The organism is Enterobacter cloacae (assembly GCF_013375935.1).
Classification (GTDB): domain Bacteria; phylum Pseudomonadota; class Gammaproteobacteria; order Enterobacterales; family Enterobacteriaceae; genus Enterobacter; species Enterobacter pasteurii.
On sequence record NZ_CP056117.1, the window covers coordinates 1,175,964 to 1,192,834 of the forward strand.

A 16,871-nucleotide genomic window follows, 5' to 3' on the forward strand; every position below is an offset into this window, starting at 1 on the left:
GATAAATGCAAAACGGTAACCCCAGGGTTACCGTTTTTTTTGTGTGCTCCCTCTCCTGTGGGAGAGGGCTGGGGTGGGAGCATCAGGCCAATCATCCAGTTTTTTATTCCCTCACGTTATAGCCAATCTTTTTTTATTCTTTAATCATCGATTCGCTTTCTGGCACGCTGCATTCATCAAAACACTGCATAAGAGAGCCGGGCGATGAACAAATGGGGCGTGGGGTTAACATTATTGCTGGCATCGACCAGCGTACTGGCAAAGGACATTCAGCTACTGAACGTGTCGTATGATCCGACGCGTGAACTGTACGACCAGTACAACAAGGCCTTCGCGGCGCACTGGAAGCAGGAAACCGGCGATAACGTGGTGGTTCGCCAGTCTCACGGCGGTTCCGGCAAGCAGGCGACGTCCGTGATCAACGGCATCGAAGCCGATGTGGTCACCCTCGCGCTGGCCTATGACGTGGACGCGATTGCCGAACGTGGCCGTATCGACAAAAACTGGATCAAGCGCCTGCCGGATAACTCTGCGCCATACACCTCGACCATTGTCTTCCTGGTGCGTAAAGGCAACCCGAAACAGATCAAAGACTGGAACGATCTGGTTAAGCCGGGCGTGTCCGTCATTACTCCGAACCCGAAAAGCTCCGGCGGCGCACGCTGGAACTACCTGGCGGCCTGGGGCTATGCGCTGCACCACAACAGCGGTGACCAGGCGAAAGCGCAGGACTTCGTCAAGGCGCTGTTTAAAAACGTCGAAGTGCTGGACTCCGGCGCGCGCGGCGCGACCAATACCTTCGTTGAGCGCGGCATTGGCGACGTGCTGATTGCCTGGGAAAACGAAGCCCTGCTGGCAACCCAAGAGCTGGGTAAAGACAAGTTTGAGATCGTGACCCCGAGCGAATCCATTCTGGCCGAGCCGACCGTCTCCGTGGTCGATAAGGTCGTGGATAAAAAAGGGTCCCGGGCGGTGGCGGAAGCTTACCTGAAATATCTCTACTCGCCGGAAGGCCAGGAAATCGCGGCGAAAAACTACTACCGCCCACGGGATGAATCTGTCGCGAAGAAGTATGAAAACGCCTTTCCGAAGCTGAAGCTGTTCACTATCGATGAGGTGTTTGGCGGCTGGACGAAAGCGCAGAAGGAGCACTTCTCTAACGGCGGCACCTTCGACCAGATCAGCAAGCGTTAAGCGTTTCACGACGCACGACACGGTTACCCGGTGTGAGAAATCCACCGGGTTTTTTATTTGGTCATCATTTTGCGTTACTCTTTTGCCTTTATTGAAAACAGGGAACGCGTTGTGAAAAAAATTATCTTATCGATCCTGATTATTATCGCCCTTGCCGCAGGCGGCGTGTACTGGATGAAAGCGGGTAATCCGAATGCGTTGCGCCATATCGTTCTCGACCAGTGTGTGCCCAACCAGCTGCAAAACCATAATCCGGCGCCGTGCGCAGAGGTGAAGCCGGATGCCGGCTACGTGGTGTTTAAAGACCGCAACGGGCCGCTGCAATATCTTCTGATGCCCACCTATCGCATCAACGGCACCGAAAGCCCGCTGCTGACCGAGCCTCAGACGCCGAACTTCTTCTGGCTGGCATGGCAGTCGCGTAACTTTATGAGCATGAAGCGGGGAGCTGAGGTACCCGACAGCGCCGTTTCGCTGACCATCAACTCCCCGACCGGACGCACGCAAAACCATTTCCATATCCATATCTCCTGCCTGCGCCCGGACGTGCGCGAGAAGCTTAACGCGGCGCAGGGGCAAATCAGCACCCAGTGGCTACCGCTTCCGGGCGGGCTGGAAGGGCACGAGTACCTTGCCCGTCGGGTGACGGAGAACGAGCTGGTGCAGCGCAGTCCTTTTATGATGCTGGCGGAGGAACTGCCGGAAGCGCGCGACCATATGGGGCGCTTCGCGCTGGCGATGGCGCAGCAGTCTGACGGATCGTTTGTGCTGCTGGCGACGGAGCGTAACTGGCTTGCCTTCAACCGCGCGTCGGCTGAGGAATTACAGGATCATCAATGCAATATCCTGAAGTGACCCCACCATAAATAGCGTTTACTCGTCCTGCCTGTCGCCGTAGACTTGCTGAAAAATTCTACAGGAGACAGGTATGTCGCTCTGGTTAACGCATCCTCTGCTGCTTCCCTCGCTGATCGTCGGCGTCACCATCGTCCTGTGGGCGACGTCGCTATTGCCGGAATTTATCACCGCGCTGCTGTTCTTCACGGCGGCGATGGCCGCCAGAATTGCCCCGCCGGAAGCGATCTTCGGCGGTTTTGCCTCGTCGGCTTTCTGGCTGGTATTCAGCGGCTTTGTGCTGGGCGTGGCGATCCGTAAAACCGGTCTGGCAGACAGGGCCGCCCGGGCGCTGTCGGCGAAACTCACCGACTCCTGGGTGCTGATGGTGGCGAGCGTGGTGCTGCTGAGCTACGCCCTGGCGTTCGTGATGCCGTCAAACATGGGGCGTATTGCGCTGCTGATGCCGATTGTCGCGGCCATGGCGAAGCGGGCCGACATTCCCGACGGCTCGCGCGCCTGGTTTGGCCTGGCGCTGGCGGTCGGCTTCGGCACCTTCCAGCTCTCGGCCACTATCCTGCCCGCCAACGTGCCTAACCTGGTCATGAGCGGCGCGGCGGAAGGCTCGTACGGCATTCACCTGAACTACGTTCCCTACCTGCTGTTGCACACGCCTGTTCTGGGCATGCTCAAGGGCCTGATTCTGATTGGCCTGATCTGCTGGCTGTTCCCCGGCAGCCCGAAACCGGCGAAGGATCTCACGCCGTCTGAACCGATGGGGCGTGACGAAAAGCGTCTCGCCTGGCTGCTGGCGGTGGTGCTGGTGATGTGGGTGACGGAGAGCTGGCACGGCGTGGGGCCGGCGTGGACGGGGCTGGCGGCCTCGATCATCGTCATGCTCCCGCGCATTGGTTTTATCACCGGCGAGGAGTTCTCGGCGGGGGTAAATATGCGCACCTGTATTTACGTTGCGGGTATTCTCGGGCTGGCGATCGTCGTGACGCAAACCGGTATCGGTTCGGCTGTGGGAGAGGCGCTGCTTCATATCATGCCGCTGGATGCGGACCGACCGTTTACCAGCTTCCTGGCGCTGACCGGGATCACCACGGCGCTCAACTTCATTATGACCGCCAACGGCGTTCCGGCGCTCTATACCACGCTGGCGCAGAGCTTTTCCGACGCGACCGGTTTTCCGCTGCTGTCGGTGATTATGATTCAGGTGCTGGGGTACTCCACGCCGCTGCTGCCGTATCAGGCGTCGCCGATTGTGGTGGCGATGGGCTTAGGGAAAGTGCCCGCGAAGGCGGGAATGCTGCTCTGCCTGGCGCTGGCGATTGCGACGTATCTGGTGCTGCTGCCGCTGGATTACTTGTGGTTTAGCGTGTTGGGGAAAGTGTAGTTCGGTGCGAGGGGTTTCCCCTCACCCCAACCCTCTCCCACAGGGAGAGGGAGGAGAAGAGCGGTGGGCAAGCGCAAGCGCCACCCGCCACAACAGCATTACGCCTGTTTTGCCGCTTCTGCTGCTTTAACGATCACCGCGAAAGCGTCAGCCTTCAGGGATGCGCCGCCAACCAGCGCGCCGTCGATGTCTGGCTGGGTGAACAGCTCGGCAGCGTTGGATGCGTTAACGGAACCGCCGTACTGAATGATAACCTGCTCAGCCACTTTCGCGTCTGCTTTAGCAATGTGGTCACGGATGAACTTGTGCACCGCCTGAGCCTGCGCTGGCGTTGCAGATTTGCCGGTGCCGATCGCCCATACTGGCTCGTAAGCGATAACCGCGCCTTCGAACGCTGCCGCACCCTGAGTTTTCAGCACGGCGTCGATCTGGCGAGCACACACTTCTTCAGTTTTGCCCGCTTCGTTTTCTGCTTCGGTTTCACCGATGCACAGAACCGGGATCAGTCCCTGCTCTTTCAGCACGGCGAATTTCTTCGCGATGAACTCGTCAGATTCTTTGTGGTAGGTGCGACGCTCAGAGTGGCCGATAATGATGTATTTCGCGCCGATATCTTTCAGCATTTCAGCGGAGGTTTCACCGGTGAATGCGCCGGACAGGTTAACGTCAACGTTCTGCGCGCCCAGCACGATGTGGCTGCCGTCAGCGGCACGTTTAGCCAGATCCAGATACATATCCGGCGGAGCGATAGCAACCGCGCAGCCGGTCACGCCAGCCAGCTCTTTACGCAGGTTAGCAACCAGTTCGTTTACCATGTGGCGGCTGCCGTTCAGTTTCCAGTTACCCATCACTAAAGGATGTCGCATTTCAATTCTCCACGCTCAATAAGCGAATTAAGGAATATGGCCACCCTTAAGGGCAGCATGGTCTGTGAATCAGTATAGAGATTTTCCCTCGAAAGGCTTTGCTTTTTGTCATTAATTCGCCCCCTCGAGTGCGTCTGATAGTGCCAGCTTAATCGGTTCAACTGCGAAGGTCAGCCCCTTTTCGCCGTTATCTGCGACAACATAGCGAACGGCACCTTCCGTATCGGCGTAATAGCGTTTGTTTTTACCGGCAGCGAGCAGTTTTTGCAGCTTTTGCTGGCTCTGCGCTTTGGTGAAGGTGGGCGTAAAGGCGTGCAGGATAGCGCTCATATACTCCAGCGCTTTTGCTTTCGCCGCTTTTTGCTCTGGCCCCTGAATCGGCAGCCAGGTGATCTGCATGCTTTTGATTTTCAGCGTTCCGCGCTCCAGGGCGGTGGAGGCATACAGATTCTCGTTAATTTTGCTGGCCGCGCGGGTCAGGGTCGGGGTATCGCGGGCGCTGTCAATCGCACGGAACTCTCCCAGCGGAAGCGAGGGATTGTCTTTGTTAAAGGCCTCGCGGAACTGGCTGATAGACCGATCGAAGGAGGGGGCGCCCGCCAGCAGATAGGGGGCGGTGACCGGGGACGCGTTTTCCGCGGCATGCAGGGTGAAACTGGCGCTCAACATCGCTAAACACATAAAAAGAGAGTGTGCCGAACTTTTCATCAACATTGCCCCTGGCCGTTATTGCCCATGATTAAAACGATATCTGGTCGGCTTGTCAAAAGGTCACAACTCCAGGGTAAAATGCGGGCTAAACGATAATAAGGAACCTTACATGACCATACAGCAGTGGCTGTTTTCATTCAAAGGGCGTATTGGACGCCGTGACTTCTGGATCTGGATGGCAACGTGGGTTATCGCCATGCTGCTTCTGTTTTTTGTTGCCTTCAACGCGTGGCTGAGCACGCAAACCGCGGCGTTTGCGCTGGTCTGTTTACTGTGGCCAACCGCCGCCGTGGTGGTTAAGCGTCTGCACGATCGTGGCCGCTCCGGCGCATGGGCATTTCTGATTATTCTGGCGTGGATGCTGGTGGCGGGGAACTGGGCGATGCTGCCCTCGATCCTTCCCTGGGTGGTAGGCAGGCTGCTACCGACCATTATTTTTGTGATGATGGTGGTCGAGCTGGGCGCGTTTATCGGCACCCAGAGCGAGAACAAATACGGAAAAGATACACTTGAGGTGAAGTACCGCTGATCACCAGTAGTGTTCGGCGGTCATATGGCCCGGCCGGCGGCGAAGGTGCTTCGTCATCTGCCGGGTATCCTTCAGCAGCTGCTGCGTGTCGCGCACCATCTGCGGGTTGCCGCACAGCATCACGTGGCTGGTTTCAGTGTTCATCGGCAAACCAACCGCCTCTTCCAGCGCGCCGCTTTCAATCAGCGCCGGAACGCGGCCGGTTAATGAGCCGGCCGCGTTTTCCCGGCTGACCACCGTCTGAATTTTTAACTTCCCGCCATACCGCTGTTCCAGCGCCTGCATCTGCGGCAGATAGCTCAGGTCTGCGGCATATCGCGCGGCGTGAACCAGCACGATGTTTTTAAAGCGCTCCAGATCTTTACCGTACTGCAAAATAGAGAGATACGGGCCGATGGCCGTGCCGGTCGCCAGCATCCAGAGCGTTTCGCAGTCCGGGATTTCATCCAGCACGAAGAACCCCGCCGCGTCGCTGACAATCTGCACTTCATCGCCCGGTTTCAGCGCGGCAAGGCGCGGGCTGAGCTTACCGTCCGGGACGGTAACAAGGTAGAACTCGAGATCCGGGTTATCAGGCGCATTAACGTAAGAGTAGGCCCGCTGTACGCGTTCACCGTCGATATCCAGCCCGAGCTTGGCAAACTGCCCGGCGGTAAACGGATGAACGGGAGCGTGAAGGGTGAGACTAAATAGCGCATCGGTCCAGAACTGTACCTTTGTGACTTTACCTGTTACCCAGTCCGCCATGATCTTCTCCTGTGCTGTTTCTCTGTTCTATCTTCCGTACTTATGGGAAACATTTCCAGCCCCTTCGGGCCGGAAAGCTCGATCGATCAAACGGTTTTACAGAATGTGCGTCTGCACGTCCGGGTCTTTACGATCCAGATAGTGGATAGACTGAATGCGGCGAATGGTGCGCGATTTACCGCGGATAAGCAGGGTCTCGGTGGTTGCCATGTTGCCCTTGCGCGTAATGCCGTCCAGCAGATCGCCTTTGGTAATGCCGGTTGCGGAGAAGACCACGTTATCGCTGCGCGCCATCTCGTTCAGCGCGAGCACCTTATTGGCTTCGATGCCCATTGCCGCGCAGCGCGCCAGCTCGTCCTCACCGATGCGACGGTTCTCGTCGCTGTCGCCTTTGACCTCATGGCGCGGCAGCAGGCGCGCCTGCATATCGCCGTCCAGCGCGCGGATCACTGCCGCGGAGACCACGCCTTCCGGCGCGCCGCCGATGCCGTACAGCACGTCGACCTCGCTGTCCGGCATGCAGGTCAGAATAGACGCGGCAACGTCGCCATCCGGAATGGCAAACACGCGCACGCCCAGCGTTTGCAGGTATGCGATGGTAGCGTCGTGGCGTGGTTTTGCCAGAATGGTCACGGTGAGCTCGCTGAGCGGCTTGCCCAGCGCCGCCGCGATATTGCGCAGGTTAGCGTCCAGCGGCAGGCTGAGGTCGATAGCGCCCTTCGCGCCGGGGCCGACAATCAGCTTTTCCATATACATATCGGGCGCGTTAAGGAAGCAGCCCTTATCGCCCACGGCGAGCACTGCCAGCGCGTTGGCCTGGCCCATCGCCGTCATGCGCGTGCCTTCAATCGGGTCGACCGCGATATCCACCGCATCGCCTTTGCCGGTTCCGACTTTTTCGCCAATGTAGAGCATCGGGGCTTCGTCGATTTCGCCTTCGCCAATGACGATAGTGCCGTCAATATTGACCTGATTAAGCACAATACGCATGGCATGGACAGCCGCGCCGTCTGCGGTATTTTTGTCGCCACGACCCAGCCACTTATAGCCTGCGAGGGCGGCCGCTTCGGTGACGCGGGAAAACTCGATAGCAAGTTCACGTTTCATGAGGTACTCGTACAATCAAAAGGAATTGCACGAAGTTTATCATAGAGTGGAGAAGGGTGAGGGAACCGGTGCGGCCGGAGCCCCTCACCCCGGCCCTCTCCCCAAAGGGGAGAGGGTGTTTTAAGTCCCCTCGCCCCTTTGGGGAGAGGGTTAGGGTGAGGGGTGAGTCTGTCTTACTCGTCGTGCTCTTCCCACGCCAGGGCGCGTTTCACCGCTTTCTTCCAGCCGCTGTAGCGGTAGTTACGCTCGGTGGTTTCGATGCCGGGGCGGAATTCGCGTTCGATCACCGCTTTTTCCTGAAGCTCGTCGAGGTTCTGCCAGAAGCCTACCGCCAGACCTGCCAGATACGCCGCGCCCAGCGCCGTCACTTCACGCACCTCAGGACGCTCCACGCGGGTACCCAGAATGTCGGACTGGAACTGCATCAGGAAGTTGTTGGCCACCGCGCCGCCGTCCACGCGCAGGGCGTGCAGGCGAATGCCGGAGTCAGCCTGCATCGCTTCCAGCACGTCGCGCGTCTGGTAGGCAATGGATTCCAGCGTGGCGCGAATGATGTGGTTAGCGTTCACGCCACGCGTCAGGCCGAAAATCGCGCCGCGGGCATACGGATCCCAGTACGGTGCGCCCAGGCCGGTAAACGCGGGCACCACGTATACGCCGTTGGTGTCTTTCACCTTGGTCGCGAAGTATTCGGAGTCAAACGCATCGCCGATCAGCTTCATCTCGTCACGCAGCCACTGAATGGACGCTCCCGCCATGAATACCGCGCCTTCCAGGGCGTAGTTCACTTCGCCGCGCGGGCCGCAGGCGATGGTGGTCAGCAGGCCGTTCTCCGATTTCACCGCTTTCTCGCCGGTGTTCATCAGCATAAAGCAGCCGGTACCGTAGGTGTTCTTCGCCATCCCTTCCTTGACGCACAGCTGGCCGAACAGCGCCGCCTGCTGGTCACCGGCGATACCGGCGATAGGAATACGCGTGCCGCCTTTACCACCGATATTGGTCTGGCCGTACACTTCTGACGATTTACGCACTTGCGGCAGCATGGCGCGCGGAATGTCCAGCGCGTCCAGCATCTTGTCGTCCCACTCCAGAGTGTTGATGTTGAACAGCATGGTACGCGAGGCGTTGGTGTAGTCGGTTACGTGGACGCGCCCCTGGGTCATCTTCCAGATAAGCCAGGTATCGACGGTGCCGAACAGCAGCTCGCCGCGTTTTGCGCGCTCGCGTGAACCTTCCACGTGGTCGAGGATCCACTTCACCTTGGTGCCGGAGAAATAGGGGTCAACCACCAGGCCGGTGGCGCTGCGCACGTACTCTTCCATTCCGTCGCGCTTCAGCTGTTCGCAGATCTCTGACGTACGGCGGCACTGCCAGACGATGGCGTTGTAAATCGGTTTTCCGGTTTCACGCTCCCAGACCACGGTGGTTTCACGCTGGTTGGTGATACCGATCGCGGCGATTTCGTCGGAACTGATATCGGCTTTCGCCAGCACTTCCACCAGCGTGGAGCTTTGTGACGCCCAGATCTCCATCGGGTCGTGCTCAACCCAGCCTGGACGCGGATAAATTTGCTCAAATTCGCGTTGAGATACGCTGACAATGTTCGCGTCATGATCCATTACGACAGCGCGGGAGCTGGTGGTGCCCTGGTCGAGCGCAACGATATATTTTTTTTCGGTCATGGTATGTGTCCCGTAGTCAGATTACAGCGAAGCTTTTTGTTGTGTGGTGGAAGTCGTCTCTTTCTCCTCCTCCACACAGGTGTCGCACGGTAAGTGGCGACCAATTAATTTGCGATAGCCGAAGGCGCCCAGCGCAGCCCCTACGATCGGCCCGAACAGCGGAACCAGGAAGTAAGGAATGTCTTTGCCACCGGTGAAGGCGACGTCGCCCCATCCCGCAAAGAAGGCGAAGGTTTTTGGACCCAGATCGCGCGCCGGGTTCATCGCAAAGCCGGTCAGCGGACCCATTGATGCGCCAATCACCGCAATCAGCAGGCCAATCAGCAGCGGCGCCAGCGGGCCACGCGGAATGCCGTTGCCGTCGTCGCCCAGCGCCATAATGACGCCCATCAGAATAGCGGTAATCACCATTTCAACAGCGAACGCCTGCACAAAATTGATGTGCGGATTGGGGTACGTTGAGAAAATGCCAGCCAGATCCAGACTTTCGACACTACCACGCACCATATGATGCGTCTGCTCGAAGTCGATGAAAAGATTGTAATAAAGCCCGTAAACTAACGCCGCTGCGCAAAAGGCGCCGGCAAACTGAGAAATGATGAAGGGAACAACTTTGCGTCCGTCAAAGCACGCGAACAGCCATAACGCGATGGTCACCGCCGGGTTAAGATGTGCGCCGGAAACGCCTGCGGTCAGGTAGATGGCCATTGCCACGCCCAGACCCCAGATGATACTGATTTCCCACTGACCGAAACTGGCACCCGCCACTTTCAGTGCAGCAACACAGCCTACTCCGAAGAATATCAACAACCCGGTACCAAGGAACTCGGCAATGCACTGGCCTTTTAAGGTTGATGTCTGACTCATAATCGGAATCCTGCATAAGAGTAATGTTTATTGTTAGCGTGACTGCCCGTGACGGTCACGATGTCCTGTAGACACAGTGTTAATTTATCGTTAACGAGCAAAAACGAGAAATATCGAAATCAAAATGTGTGGTACGCGTCAATAAAATGAGCGTTTTCGCGTCATAAAGCGCGTTTTTGCATCAACCGATGAAAGCCTGCTGAATCATTTCTTTAACTTATGGGTTAACAACTTAGGGGTATATGCCGCGAACGCACCAGGACGAGGCCGAAAAGTGTTGCAAACCGCGATCTGCGTGGCATGCCGCTGGACAGGGGCGACGGCGCTCCATACAATCGGAACATATGTTGTGCGCGTTTACGTTAAAGCGTCGCCTTGCAATTCAGGAGAGGTAGGATCATGTCTTTAGAAGTGTTTGAGAAACTGGAATCGAAAGTACAGCAGGCGATTGACACCATCACGCTGCTGCAAATGGAAATTGAAGAGCTGAAAGAGAAGAACAACTCCCTGTCTCAGGAAGTTCAGAACGCTCAGCACAGCCGCGAAGAACTGGAGCGCGAAAACAACCAGCTGCGCGAACAGCAGAACGGCTGGCAGGATCGCCTTCAGGCGCTGCTGGGACGTATGGAAGAAGTCTGATTTCCGTTAGGAATGAATTGAGTAGGCCGGGTAAGGCGAAGCCGCCACCCGGCTTTTTTTATGGTTTTCGTCAACTGACAATAACCATAAAAAAGGCCGCCCGAGGCGGCCTTAACGCTACTTGTCCTGCGCTGTCGTAGCAAAAGCAACAAACCCAATAGGTTCATCACTCTTTACAACGAGTACGCTGGCGACAATGAACGCGATACATAAATAGCGTTTCATTATGCGGTCCCTGCAGCTAACCGCTCCACCGTTCACCACCGGTGATAAGTCGGTGGACACAAGCCCTGGTATTAGCCTGTTTTACGGTTGTGAATACACCTTTCCCTGGACCGATGCCCATTTGCGAGATGGCGGAAAGGGACGCTGCATCATAATAAGCAGCAACCGTGGTGTTAAGGAATTCATAAACAATTAGGATTTTATAAAGCTTCTGAGGGGTTGCCCAAGGTTTGGACGAGAGTATGATGAAGATCCCTGGTGTTAGCCTGCAAGTCTTCCCAACGGACCGCGAATCCGGAGGGACAAAAAAACCGCCACATTCCTGTTGGCGGTTTTTTTATGCATCTTGCTTACCGATTAACTACTCAATATCCAGCGCATCCTCGGAAAGGATAATGCCGGTATTGTCAGCGTAAAGGTGGTCGCCGGAGAAGAAGGTCACGCCGCCAAAATTAACGCGCACGTCGCTTTCGCCGATGCCGTCACCCGCCGCGCCTACCGGAATGGCCGCGATGGCCTGAATACCAATATCCAGGTCTTCCAGATCGTCCACCTGCCGCACGGAGCCGTAGACCACAATGCCTTCCCACTCGTTTTGCACGGCAAGGCGAGCGAGGTCCGCATCGATAAGCGCACGGCGCACCGAACCGCCACCGTCGACCAGCAGGACGCGGCCACGGCCGTTCTCTTCGAGCAGATCGTACAGCAACCCGTTGTCCTCGAAACATTTCACCGTAATGATTTGCCCGCCAAACGACGACCGTCCGCCAAAGTTGGAGAACAGGGGTTCAACGACGTTGACATCTTCCTGGTAGATGTCGCAAAGCTCGGAGGTATCGTATTTCATAGGTTTAACGCTCTGTTGCTGCGAATGTGTTCAGTATATCGTGCGAAATGCGTTGTTGGCAAAATCATCAATTGTTAATTGATATTTGTCAGCTAACTGAGCGTCTGGCTTAAGACAATCCCGATGACGAACAGCAGGTTAGTCAGCAATGCGCCTTTTACGGTGCGCTCCAGCATCGGCGGCATGGCGGCCGGGCTGAGTTCACGCATGACAAAGCGGGCCTGTTTAATAAGCAGCGGTGCGGCGAGCACGAACAGCCAGCCCCACAGGCTGTACAGCGAAATCAGGTTAAACAGCGCCAGGCAAACCAGCGCGCCGATGAGCAGGCAGGCGTGATAGCGGCGTGCATTCACCGGCCCCAGACGCACGGCCAGCGTGTTTTTGCCGTTCTCACGATCGCTGTCGATGTCGCGCAGGTTGTTGATGTTAAGTACCGCCGTCGCCAGCAGGCCACAGGCGGTCGCGGGGAGGAACAGGGCAGGGATCACCGTATGCGCCTGTAAATACCAGCTTCCCATTACGCTTAGCCAGCCGAAGAACACCAGCACGGAAATATCGCCCAGGCCAATATATCCGTAAGGGCGCGTGCCAACGGTATAGGTAATGGCCGCGATAATAGCGAGCAGACCCAGCACCAGGAAGCCAATGAAATCGCTGGTGGTTTTCGAGGCGACCGTCACCAGCGCCAGCCCTGACAGACAAATCAGTACCACGGTGATAATCAGCGCGCGCTTCATCTGTGCCTGGGTAATCACCCCTTTTTGCATCCCGCGCAGTGGCCCGATACGGTCAGGCTTGTCGCTGCCTTTTACCGCATCGCCGTAGTCGTTCGCGAGGTTAGAGAGGATTTGCAGAAGTCCTGCGGTAATCAGCGCCAGACCCGCAACCAGCGGATCGAAATGGCCCTGCCACCAGGCAAGAGTGGTGCCGACAATAATGGCGGCAAAAGCCAGAGGAAGCGTTTTAGGACGCAGACTTTCGAGCCAGGCCTGCGTACGGCTGATATCAGTCATAGTTATTTAGCCAATAAAAATGGGGGCCATAGCCCCCATCAACAGTGATGAAAATGCATTGAACGCGATTATAGAATAAAACGGCTCAGATCTTCATCTGCCACTAACGCATCCAGGTGTTTACCCACGTATTCTGCGTCAATGGTAATGCTTTGGCCGTTCAGGTCGCTTGCATCGTAAGAGATGTCTTCCATCAGGCGTTCCAGGACGGTATGCAGACGACGCGCACCGATGTTCTCGGTGGTTTCGTTGACCTGCCATGCGGCCTGGGCGATGCGCTTGATGCCATCGTCGGTGAACTCGATGTTCACGCCTTCGGTCGCCATCAGCGCTTTGTACTGTACGGTTACAGAGGCGTTTGGCTCGGTCAGGATGCGTTCGAAATCTTCGGTGGTCAGCGCCTGCAGCTCAACGCGGATTGGCAGACGACCCTGCAGCTCCGGGATCAGGTCAGACGGGCTGGCAATCTGGAACGCACCAGAGGCGATAAACAGGATGTGGTCAGTTTTCACCATCCCGTGCTTGGTGGAGACGGTGCAGCCTTCCACCAGCGGCAGCAGGTCGCGCTGTACGCCTTCGCGGGAGACGTCCGGGCCGGACGCGTTTCCGCGCTTACAGATCTTGTCGATTTCGTCGATAAACACGATACCGTGCTGCTCAACCGCGTCGATAGCGTCCTGCTTCAGCTCTTCCGGGTTAACCAGCTTCGCGGCTTCTTCTTCAATCAGCAGCTTCATCGCGTCTTTGATTTTCAGCTTACGCGCTTTCTGCTTCTGGCCGCCCAGGTTCTGGAACATGGACTGTAGCTGGCTGGTCATCTCTTCCATGCCCGGAGGGGCCATGATTTCAACGCCCATTGGCGCGGCAGCGAGATCGATTTCAATCTCTTTGTCGTCCAGCTCGCCTTCGCGCAGCTTTTTGCGGAATGCCTGACGCGCAGCGGAAGGTTCAGACTGCTGTTCAGCCTGGCCCCAGTTGTTTTTTGCCGGTGGGATCAGCACGTCGAGAATACGCTCTTCGGCCATCTCTTCAGCGCGATAGCGGTTTTTCTCGATAGCCTGGACGCGCACCATTTTAATCGCGGAATCGGTCAGATCGCGGATGATGGAGTCCACTTCTTTACCCACGTAGCCCACTTCGGTGAACTTGGTGGCTTCTACTTTGATGAACGGCGCGTTAGCCAGTTTGGCCAGGCGACGGGCAATTTCGGTTTTACCGACACCGGTCGGGCCGATCATCAGGATATTTTTCGGCGTCACCTCGTGGCGCAGCTCTTCGTCGAGCTGCATACGACGCCAGCGGTTACGCAGGGCGATAGCCACGGAGCGCTTGGCGTTATCCTGGCCGATGATGTGTTTGTTCAGTTCGCTGACAATTTCGCGTGGGGTCATTTCAGACATGGGCGATCCTTACGCTTTAGACGGTAATTCTTCGATGGTGTGATTGTGGTTGGTATAGATGCAGATATCACCTGCAATATCCAACGCTTTCACCGCGATATCGCGCGCGTTCATGTCGGTATTTTCCAACAGCGCACGGGCTGCAGCCTGGGCGTACGGGCCGCCAGAGCCGATGGCAATCAGGTCGTTTTCTGGCTGAACCACGTCACCGTTACCGGTGATGATCAGTGAGGCGTTTTCGTCGGCCACGGCCAGCAGCGCTTCGAGCTTGCGCAGCATGCGGTCGGTACGCCAGTCTTTTGCCAGCTCAACGGCGGCTTTCACCAGATGGCCCTGATGCATTTCCAGCTTGCGTTCAAACAGTTCAAACAGCGTAAAGGCATCCGCCGTGCCGCCTGCGAAACCGGCGATCACCTTATCGTTATAAAGACGACGCACTTTCTTCACGTTGCCTTTCATGACGGTATTACCCAGCGTGGCCTGGCCATCACCGGCAATTACCACCTGGCCGTTACGGCGTACACTTACTATTGTTGTCACGAGCAGACCCCCTGGTTACAAATTCGGGAAACAGAAGCCCTGAGCCTGTGCTCAGGGCTGAATTAAATGATAGATGGGGGAGATTTTGGGGGTTTCAACCCCCGGAGGCGAGTCGAATGCAGTTTGTGTGGCCAGCCACTTTCAAACGGGAAATGGTGCCATCGGCATTTTCTTTGCCTTTGACCGGGCCAATCACCACGCGATTCCAGCCGTTGTTGGTGGTGATGCGTGAGTCGAATCCTTCAAATGCCAGCTGAGCACGCACCGTTTCTGCCTGCTCTGCGCCTTTAAATGAACCGCACTGAACCATCCAGCGACGTTCATCCTTTTTCTCAGCCGTCTGCTTTGGTGCTTCGGTCTCTCTGGCGACCGGCGCAGCCTGCTGCGTTTTAGGCTGTTGCGCGGTCGTATGCGCAGGCGTCTGCAGCAGATCCTGATACGGCTGAGCCGTTTGCTTTTGCGGCTGCACTTTCGGCTGCTGCTGGACAGGCTGCGTTTGTGCGGTACGCGTCTGCTGCTGCGGTTGCGTGCGCGGCTGTTGTACCGGCTGCGTTTGCGTCCACTGCTGCTGTTGCGTTTGCTGCTGAGCCTGACGCTGGCGCTGCAACGTTTGCTGACGCTGCGCCGGGGTTTGTTCATTCCACGGCACTTCGTTCAGCTGCGTAGGCTGCTGGCGCATGTCCGCCTGCATCTGGGCAAGCAGTTGACGCTGTTCGTCCGTCAGCTGGTCGGCATTCTTCACTTCTCCCCCGGCTGAGGGCTCGGTAGGCGCACGTACGCCAGGCTGGCGGCTTTCCAGCTCTTTAATGTAGCGCCAGCGCTCTTCAGGCTTCGGAGGCAGGCCGTTGCCGACAACCTTATTACCCTGAAGGGCTTCAGACTCTTCTTTTTTATGGTGCGTAATGAAGTAGAGGCCGCCAATAAAGGCCACCAGCACAGCCGCAGCAATGGCGACCATAGCTGGCGAGACAGCAGACAGGCTACGTTGCTTGCTTTTTGAACTACTCTTTTTGCGTCGCGAAGGTGCCGGCTGGCCGCGACGTACATAATCTCGTTGTGCCACTATCGTTTCGCTGTATTTATTCGTTCGTCAGCCCGCCATGTTACTTAAGCGACGGGGCTTTGACCAGATAAGGGTGCCGAAAGGTATTTACTTTAAGTTAATGCCTGGGTAGAGCCACGTACAATTAGCTCACAGTCCAGTAGCCGTGACCCGCTGCTAACTGTTTGACCGTGCAGCTGATCGAGCAAAAGCAGCATCGCTTCCCGGCCGATGTCATACCGCGGTTGTGCGACGGTAGAAAGCGGCGGATCGCAAAATTCCGAAAGTGAAATATTATCAAAGCCGATAATCGACAGATCCTGCGGCACGCGCAGGCCCCGGCGCTTAGCGTACGATAAGGCACCCAGCGCCATCACGTCGCTGTGACAGAAGACCGCGGTAGGCGGCTCCGGCAAGGCCAGCAGTTTTTCCAGCGCCTGTCCGCCTGCTTCAAAGGTGAAATCACCGCGCGCAATGTAGTGCGGATCGACGACAGCACCGGTACGGCGCAGCGCCTGAACATAGCCCTGCAGGCGATAATGGCACAGCGGCATCTCTTCCGGCCCGGCAATACAGCCGATACGCTTATGCCCCAGCTCCTGAAGATAGTTCACGGCGTTAAACGCGGCGGTCAGGTTGTCGATATGCACCGTCGGCAGCTCCAGCTCCGGCGCGAACTCGTTAGCCATTACCATCGGCGGCAAATTGCGCTGTTCCTCGATGCTGGCATCAAACGGCAGGCGTGAGCCAAGCAGCAACATGCCGTCAATCTGCTTGGTGATAATCAGGTCAATGAACGTTTTTTCCTGCTGGTTCTGATGGGCGCAGTCGCCAATCAGCACCAGATAGCCCTGGGCTGCGGCCGTCACTTCAATGCCGCGGATAATTTCACTAAAGAAGGGATCGCAGATATCCGGCACAATCACCAGAATGGTACGGGATTCATTGCGTTTCACGTTGCGCCCCATGGCCTGCGGGAAATAACCGACCTCGAGCGCCGCCTTTTCAACCCGGTTTCGGGTCGCCTGGGAGACTTTGTCAGGGTTCATCAATGCGCGGGACACGGTTGCCGTTGAAACTTGTGCTTTCTCGGCAACGTCTTTCATGGTCGCCGGGGCAACCTCTTTCCTGGACTTCAACGTCTTCTCCTCGCCTGAACACCGAACTGGGGACATCACCATTTTTACAGATAGTTAATGGAATCGGTTACAGAATTTTCATAAAAAGTG

The 16,871-nt window shown here is 56.8% G+C and carries 17 protein-coding genes; 5 read left to right on the forward strand and 12 right to left on the reverse strand.

Annotation, left to right across the window (positions count from 1 at the left end):
- The first annotated feature begins 204 nt into the window (after positions 1–204).
- From HWQ14_RS05580 to HWQ14_RS05590, 3 genes are all read left to right on the forward strand, one after another.
- On the forward strand, positions 205–1,194 hold the full coding sequence (locus HWQ14_RS05580; RefSeq protein WP_176609184.1) for a sulfate ABC transporter substrate-binding protein: 990 nt from the start codon (positions 205–207) through the stop codon (positions 1,192–1,194).
- A gap of 111 nt (positions 1,195–1,305) precedes the next feature.
- Positions 1,306–2,049: a CDP-diacylglycerol diphosphatase gene (locus HWQ14_RS05585; RefSeq protein ID WP_176609185.1), complete on the forward strand. Its 744-nt coding sequence runs from the start codon at positions 1,306–1,308 to the stop codon at positions 2,047–2,049.
- 73 nt (positions 2,050–2,122) lie between these two features.
- Positions 2,123–3,427, forward strand: a complete 1,305-nt coding sequence (locus HWQ14_RS05590; RefSeq protein WP_176609186.1) for an SLC13 family permease — start codon at positions 2,123–2,125, stop codon at positions 3,425–3,427.
- Positions 3,428–3,525: 98 nt separating this feature from the next.
- Here HWQ14_RS05590 and tpiA read toward each other — a convergent pair whose 3' ends face one another.
- Together tpiA and HWQ14_RS05600 are read right to left on the reverse strand one after the other, a co-directional pair.
- Positions 3,526–4,293: a triose-phosphate isomerase gene (gene tpiA, locus HWQ14_RS05595; RefSeq protein ID WP_006808674.1), complete on the reverse strand. Its 768-nt coding sequence runs from the start codon at positions 4,291–4,293 to the stop codon at positions 3,526–3,528.
- Between the two features lie 111 nt (positions 4,294–4,404).
- Entirely contained in the window at positions 4,405–5,001 is a 597-nt protein-coding gene (locus tag HWQ14_RS05600; RefSeq protein ID WP_176609187.1) for a DUF1454 family protein, read from the reverse strand.
- Positions 5,002–5,113: 112 nt separating this feature from the next.
- On the opposite strand from HWQ14_RS05600, the gene HWQ14_RS05605 reads away from it, so the two are divergent.
- Positions 5,114–5,533, forward strand: a complete 420-nt coding sequence (locus HWQ14_RS05605) for a DUF805 domain-containing protein (RefSeq protein WP_148422774.1) — start codon at positions 5,114–5,116, stop codon at positions 5,531–5,533.
- Here HWQ14_RS05605 and fpr read toward each other — a convergent pair whose 3' ends face one another.
- The 4 genes from fpr to HWQ14_RS05625 all read right to left on the reverse strand — a co-directional run bounded on the left by fpr (position 5,534) and on the right by HWQ14_RS05625 (position 9,936).
- Positions 5,534–6,280, reverse strand: coding sequence for a ferredoxin--NADP(+) reductase (gene fpr, locus HWQ14_RS05610; protein WP_176609188.1), 747 nt, complete (start codon positions 6,278–6,280; stop codon positions 5,534–5,536).
- Between the two features lie 96 nt (positions 6,281–6,376).
- Entirely contained in the window at positions 6,377–7,387 is a 1,011-nt protein-coding gene (gene glpX, locus HWQ14_RS05615; RefSeq protein WP_148422776.1) for a class II fructose-bisphosphatase, read from the reverse strand.
- A gap of 173 nt (positions 7,388–7,560) precedes the next feature.
- Complete coding sequence (gene glpK, locus HWQ14_RS05620; RefSeq protein WP_176609189.1) at positions 7,561–9,069, reverse strand: glycerol kinase GlpK; 1,509 nt, start codon at positions 9,067–9,069, stop codon at positions 7,561–7,563.
- Positions 9,070–9,090: 21 nt separating this feature from the next.
- Positions 9,091–9,936 carry an MIP/aquaporin family protein gene (locus HWQ14_RS05625; protein ID WP_003862030.1) on the reverse strand — a complete coding sequence of 282 codons (846 nt, stop codon included), beginning with the start codon at positions 9,934–9,936 and terminating at the stop codon, positions 9,091–9,093.
- A gap of 399 nt (positions 9,937–10,335) precedes the next feature.
- Here HWQ14_RS05625 and zapB point away from each other — a divergent pair, with 399 nt between their 5' ends.
- Positions 10,336–10,575, forward strand: a complete 240-nt coding sequence (gene zapB / locus HWQ14_RS05630) for a septal ring assembly protein ZapB (RefSeq protein ID WP_022649799.1) — start codon at positions 10,336–10,338, stop codon at positions 10,573–10,575.
- A gap of 586 nt (positions 10,576–11,161) precedes the next feature.
- On the opposite strand, the gene rraA is transcribed toward zapB, so the two are convergent.
- The 6 genes from rraA to cytR form a co-directional block, all read right to left on the reverse strand.
- Positions 11,162–11,647, reverse strand: coding sequence for a ribonuclease E activity regulator RraA (rraA, locus tag HWQ14_RS05635; RefSeq protein WP_023304635.1), 486 nt, complete (start codon positions 11,645–11,647; stop codon positions 11,162–11,164).
- Positions 11,648–11,739: 92 nt separating this feature from the next.
- Positions 11,740–12,660: a 1,4-dihydroxy-2-naphthoate polyprenyltransferase gene (menA, locus tag HWQ14_RS05640; protein WP_176609190.1), complete on the reverse strand. Its 921-nt coding sequence runs from the start codon at positions 12,658–12,660 to the stop codon at positions 11,740–11,742.
- A 68-nt stretch (positions 12,661–12,728) separates the two neighbouring features.
- Positions 12,729–14,060 carry an HslU--HslV peptidase ATPase subunit gene (gene hslU, locus HWQ14_RS05645; RefSeq protein ID WP_148422560.1) on the reverse strand — a complete coding sequence of 444 codons (1,332 nt, stop codon included), beginning with the start codon at positions 14,058–14,060 and terminating at the stop codon, positions 12,729–12,731.
- 9 nt (positions 14,061–14,069) lie between these two features.
- Positions 14,070–14,600 carry an ATP-dependent protease subunit HslV gene (hslV, locus tag HWQ14_RS05650; protein WP_003862036.1) on the reverse strand — a complete coding sequence of 177 codons (531 nt, stop codon included), beginning with the start codon at positions 14,598–14,600 and terminating at the stop codon, positions 14,070–14,072.
- Between the two features lie 94 nt (positions 14,601–14,694).
- On the reverse strand, positions 14,695–15,663 hold the full coding sequence (ftsN, locus tag HWQ14_RS05655) for a cell division protein FtsN (RefSeq protein ID WP_176609191.1): 969 nt from the start codon (positions 15,661–15,663) through the stop codon (positions 14,695–14,697).
- 92 nt (positions 15,664–15,755) lie between these two features.
- Positions 15,756–16,781 (reverse strand): DNA-binding transcriptional regulator CytR, encoded by a 1,026-nt coding sequence (gene cytR / locus HWQ14_RS05660; RefSeq protein WP_176609192.1) that lies wholly within the window; start codon positions 16,779–16,781, stop codon positions 15,756–15,758.
- Between the last annotated feature and the right edge of the window lie 90 nt (positions 16,782–16,871).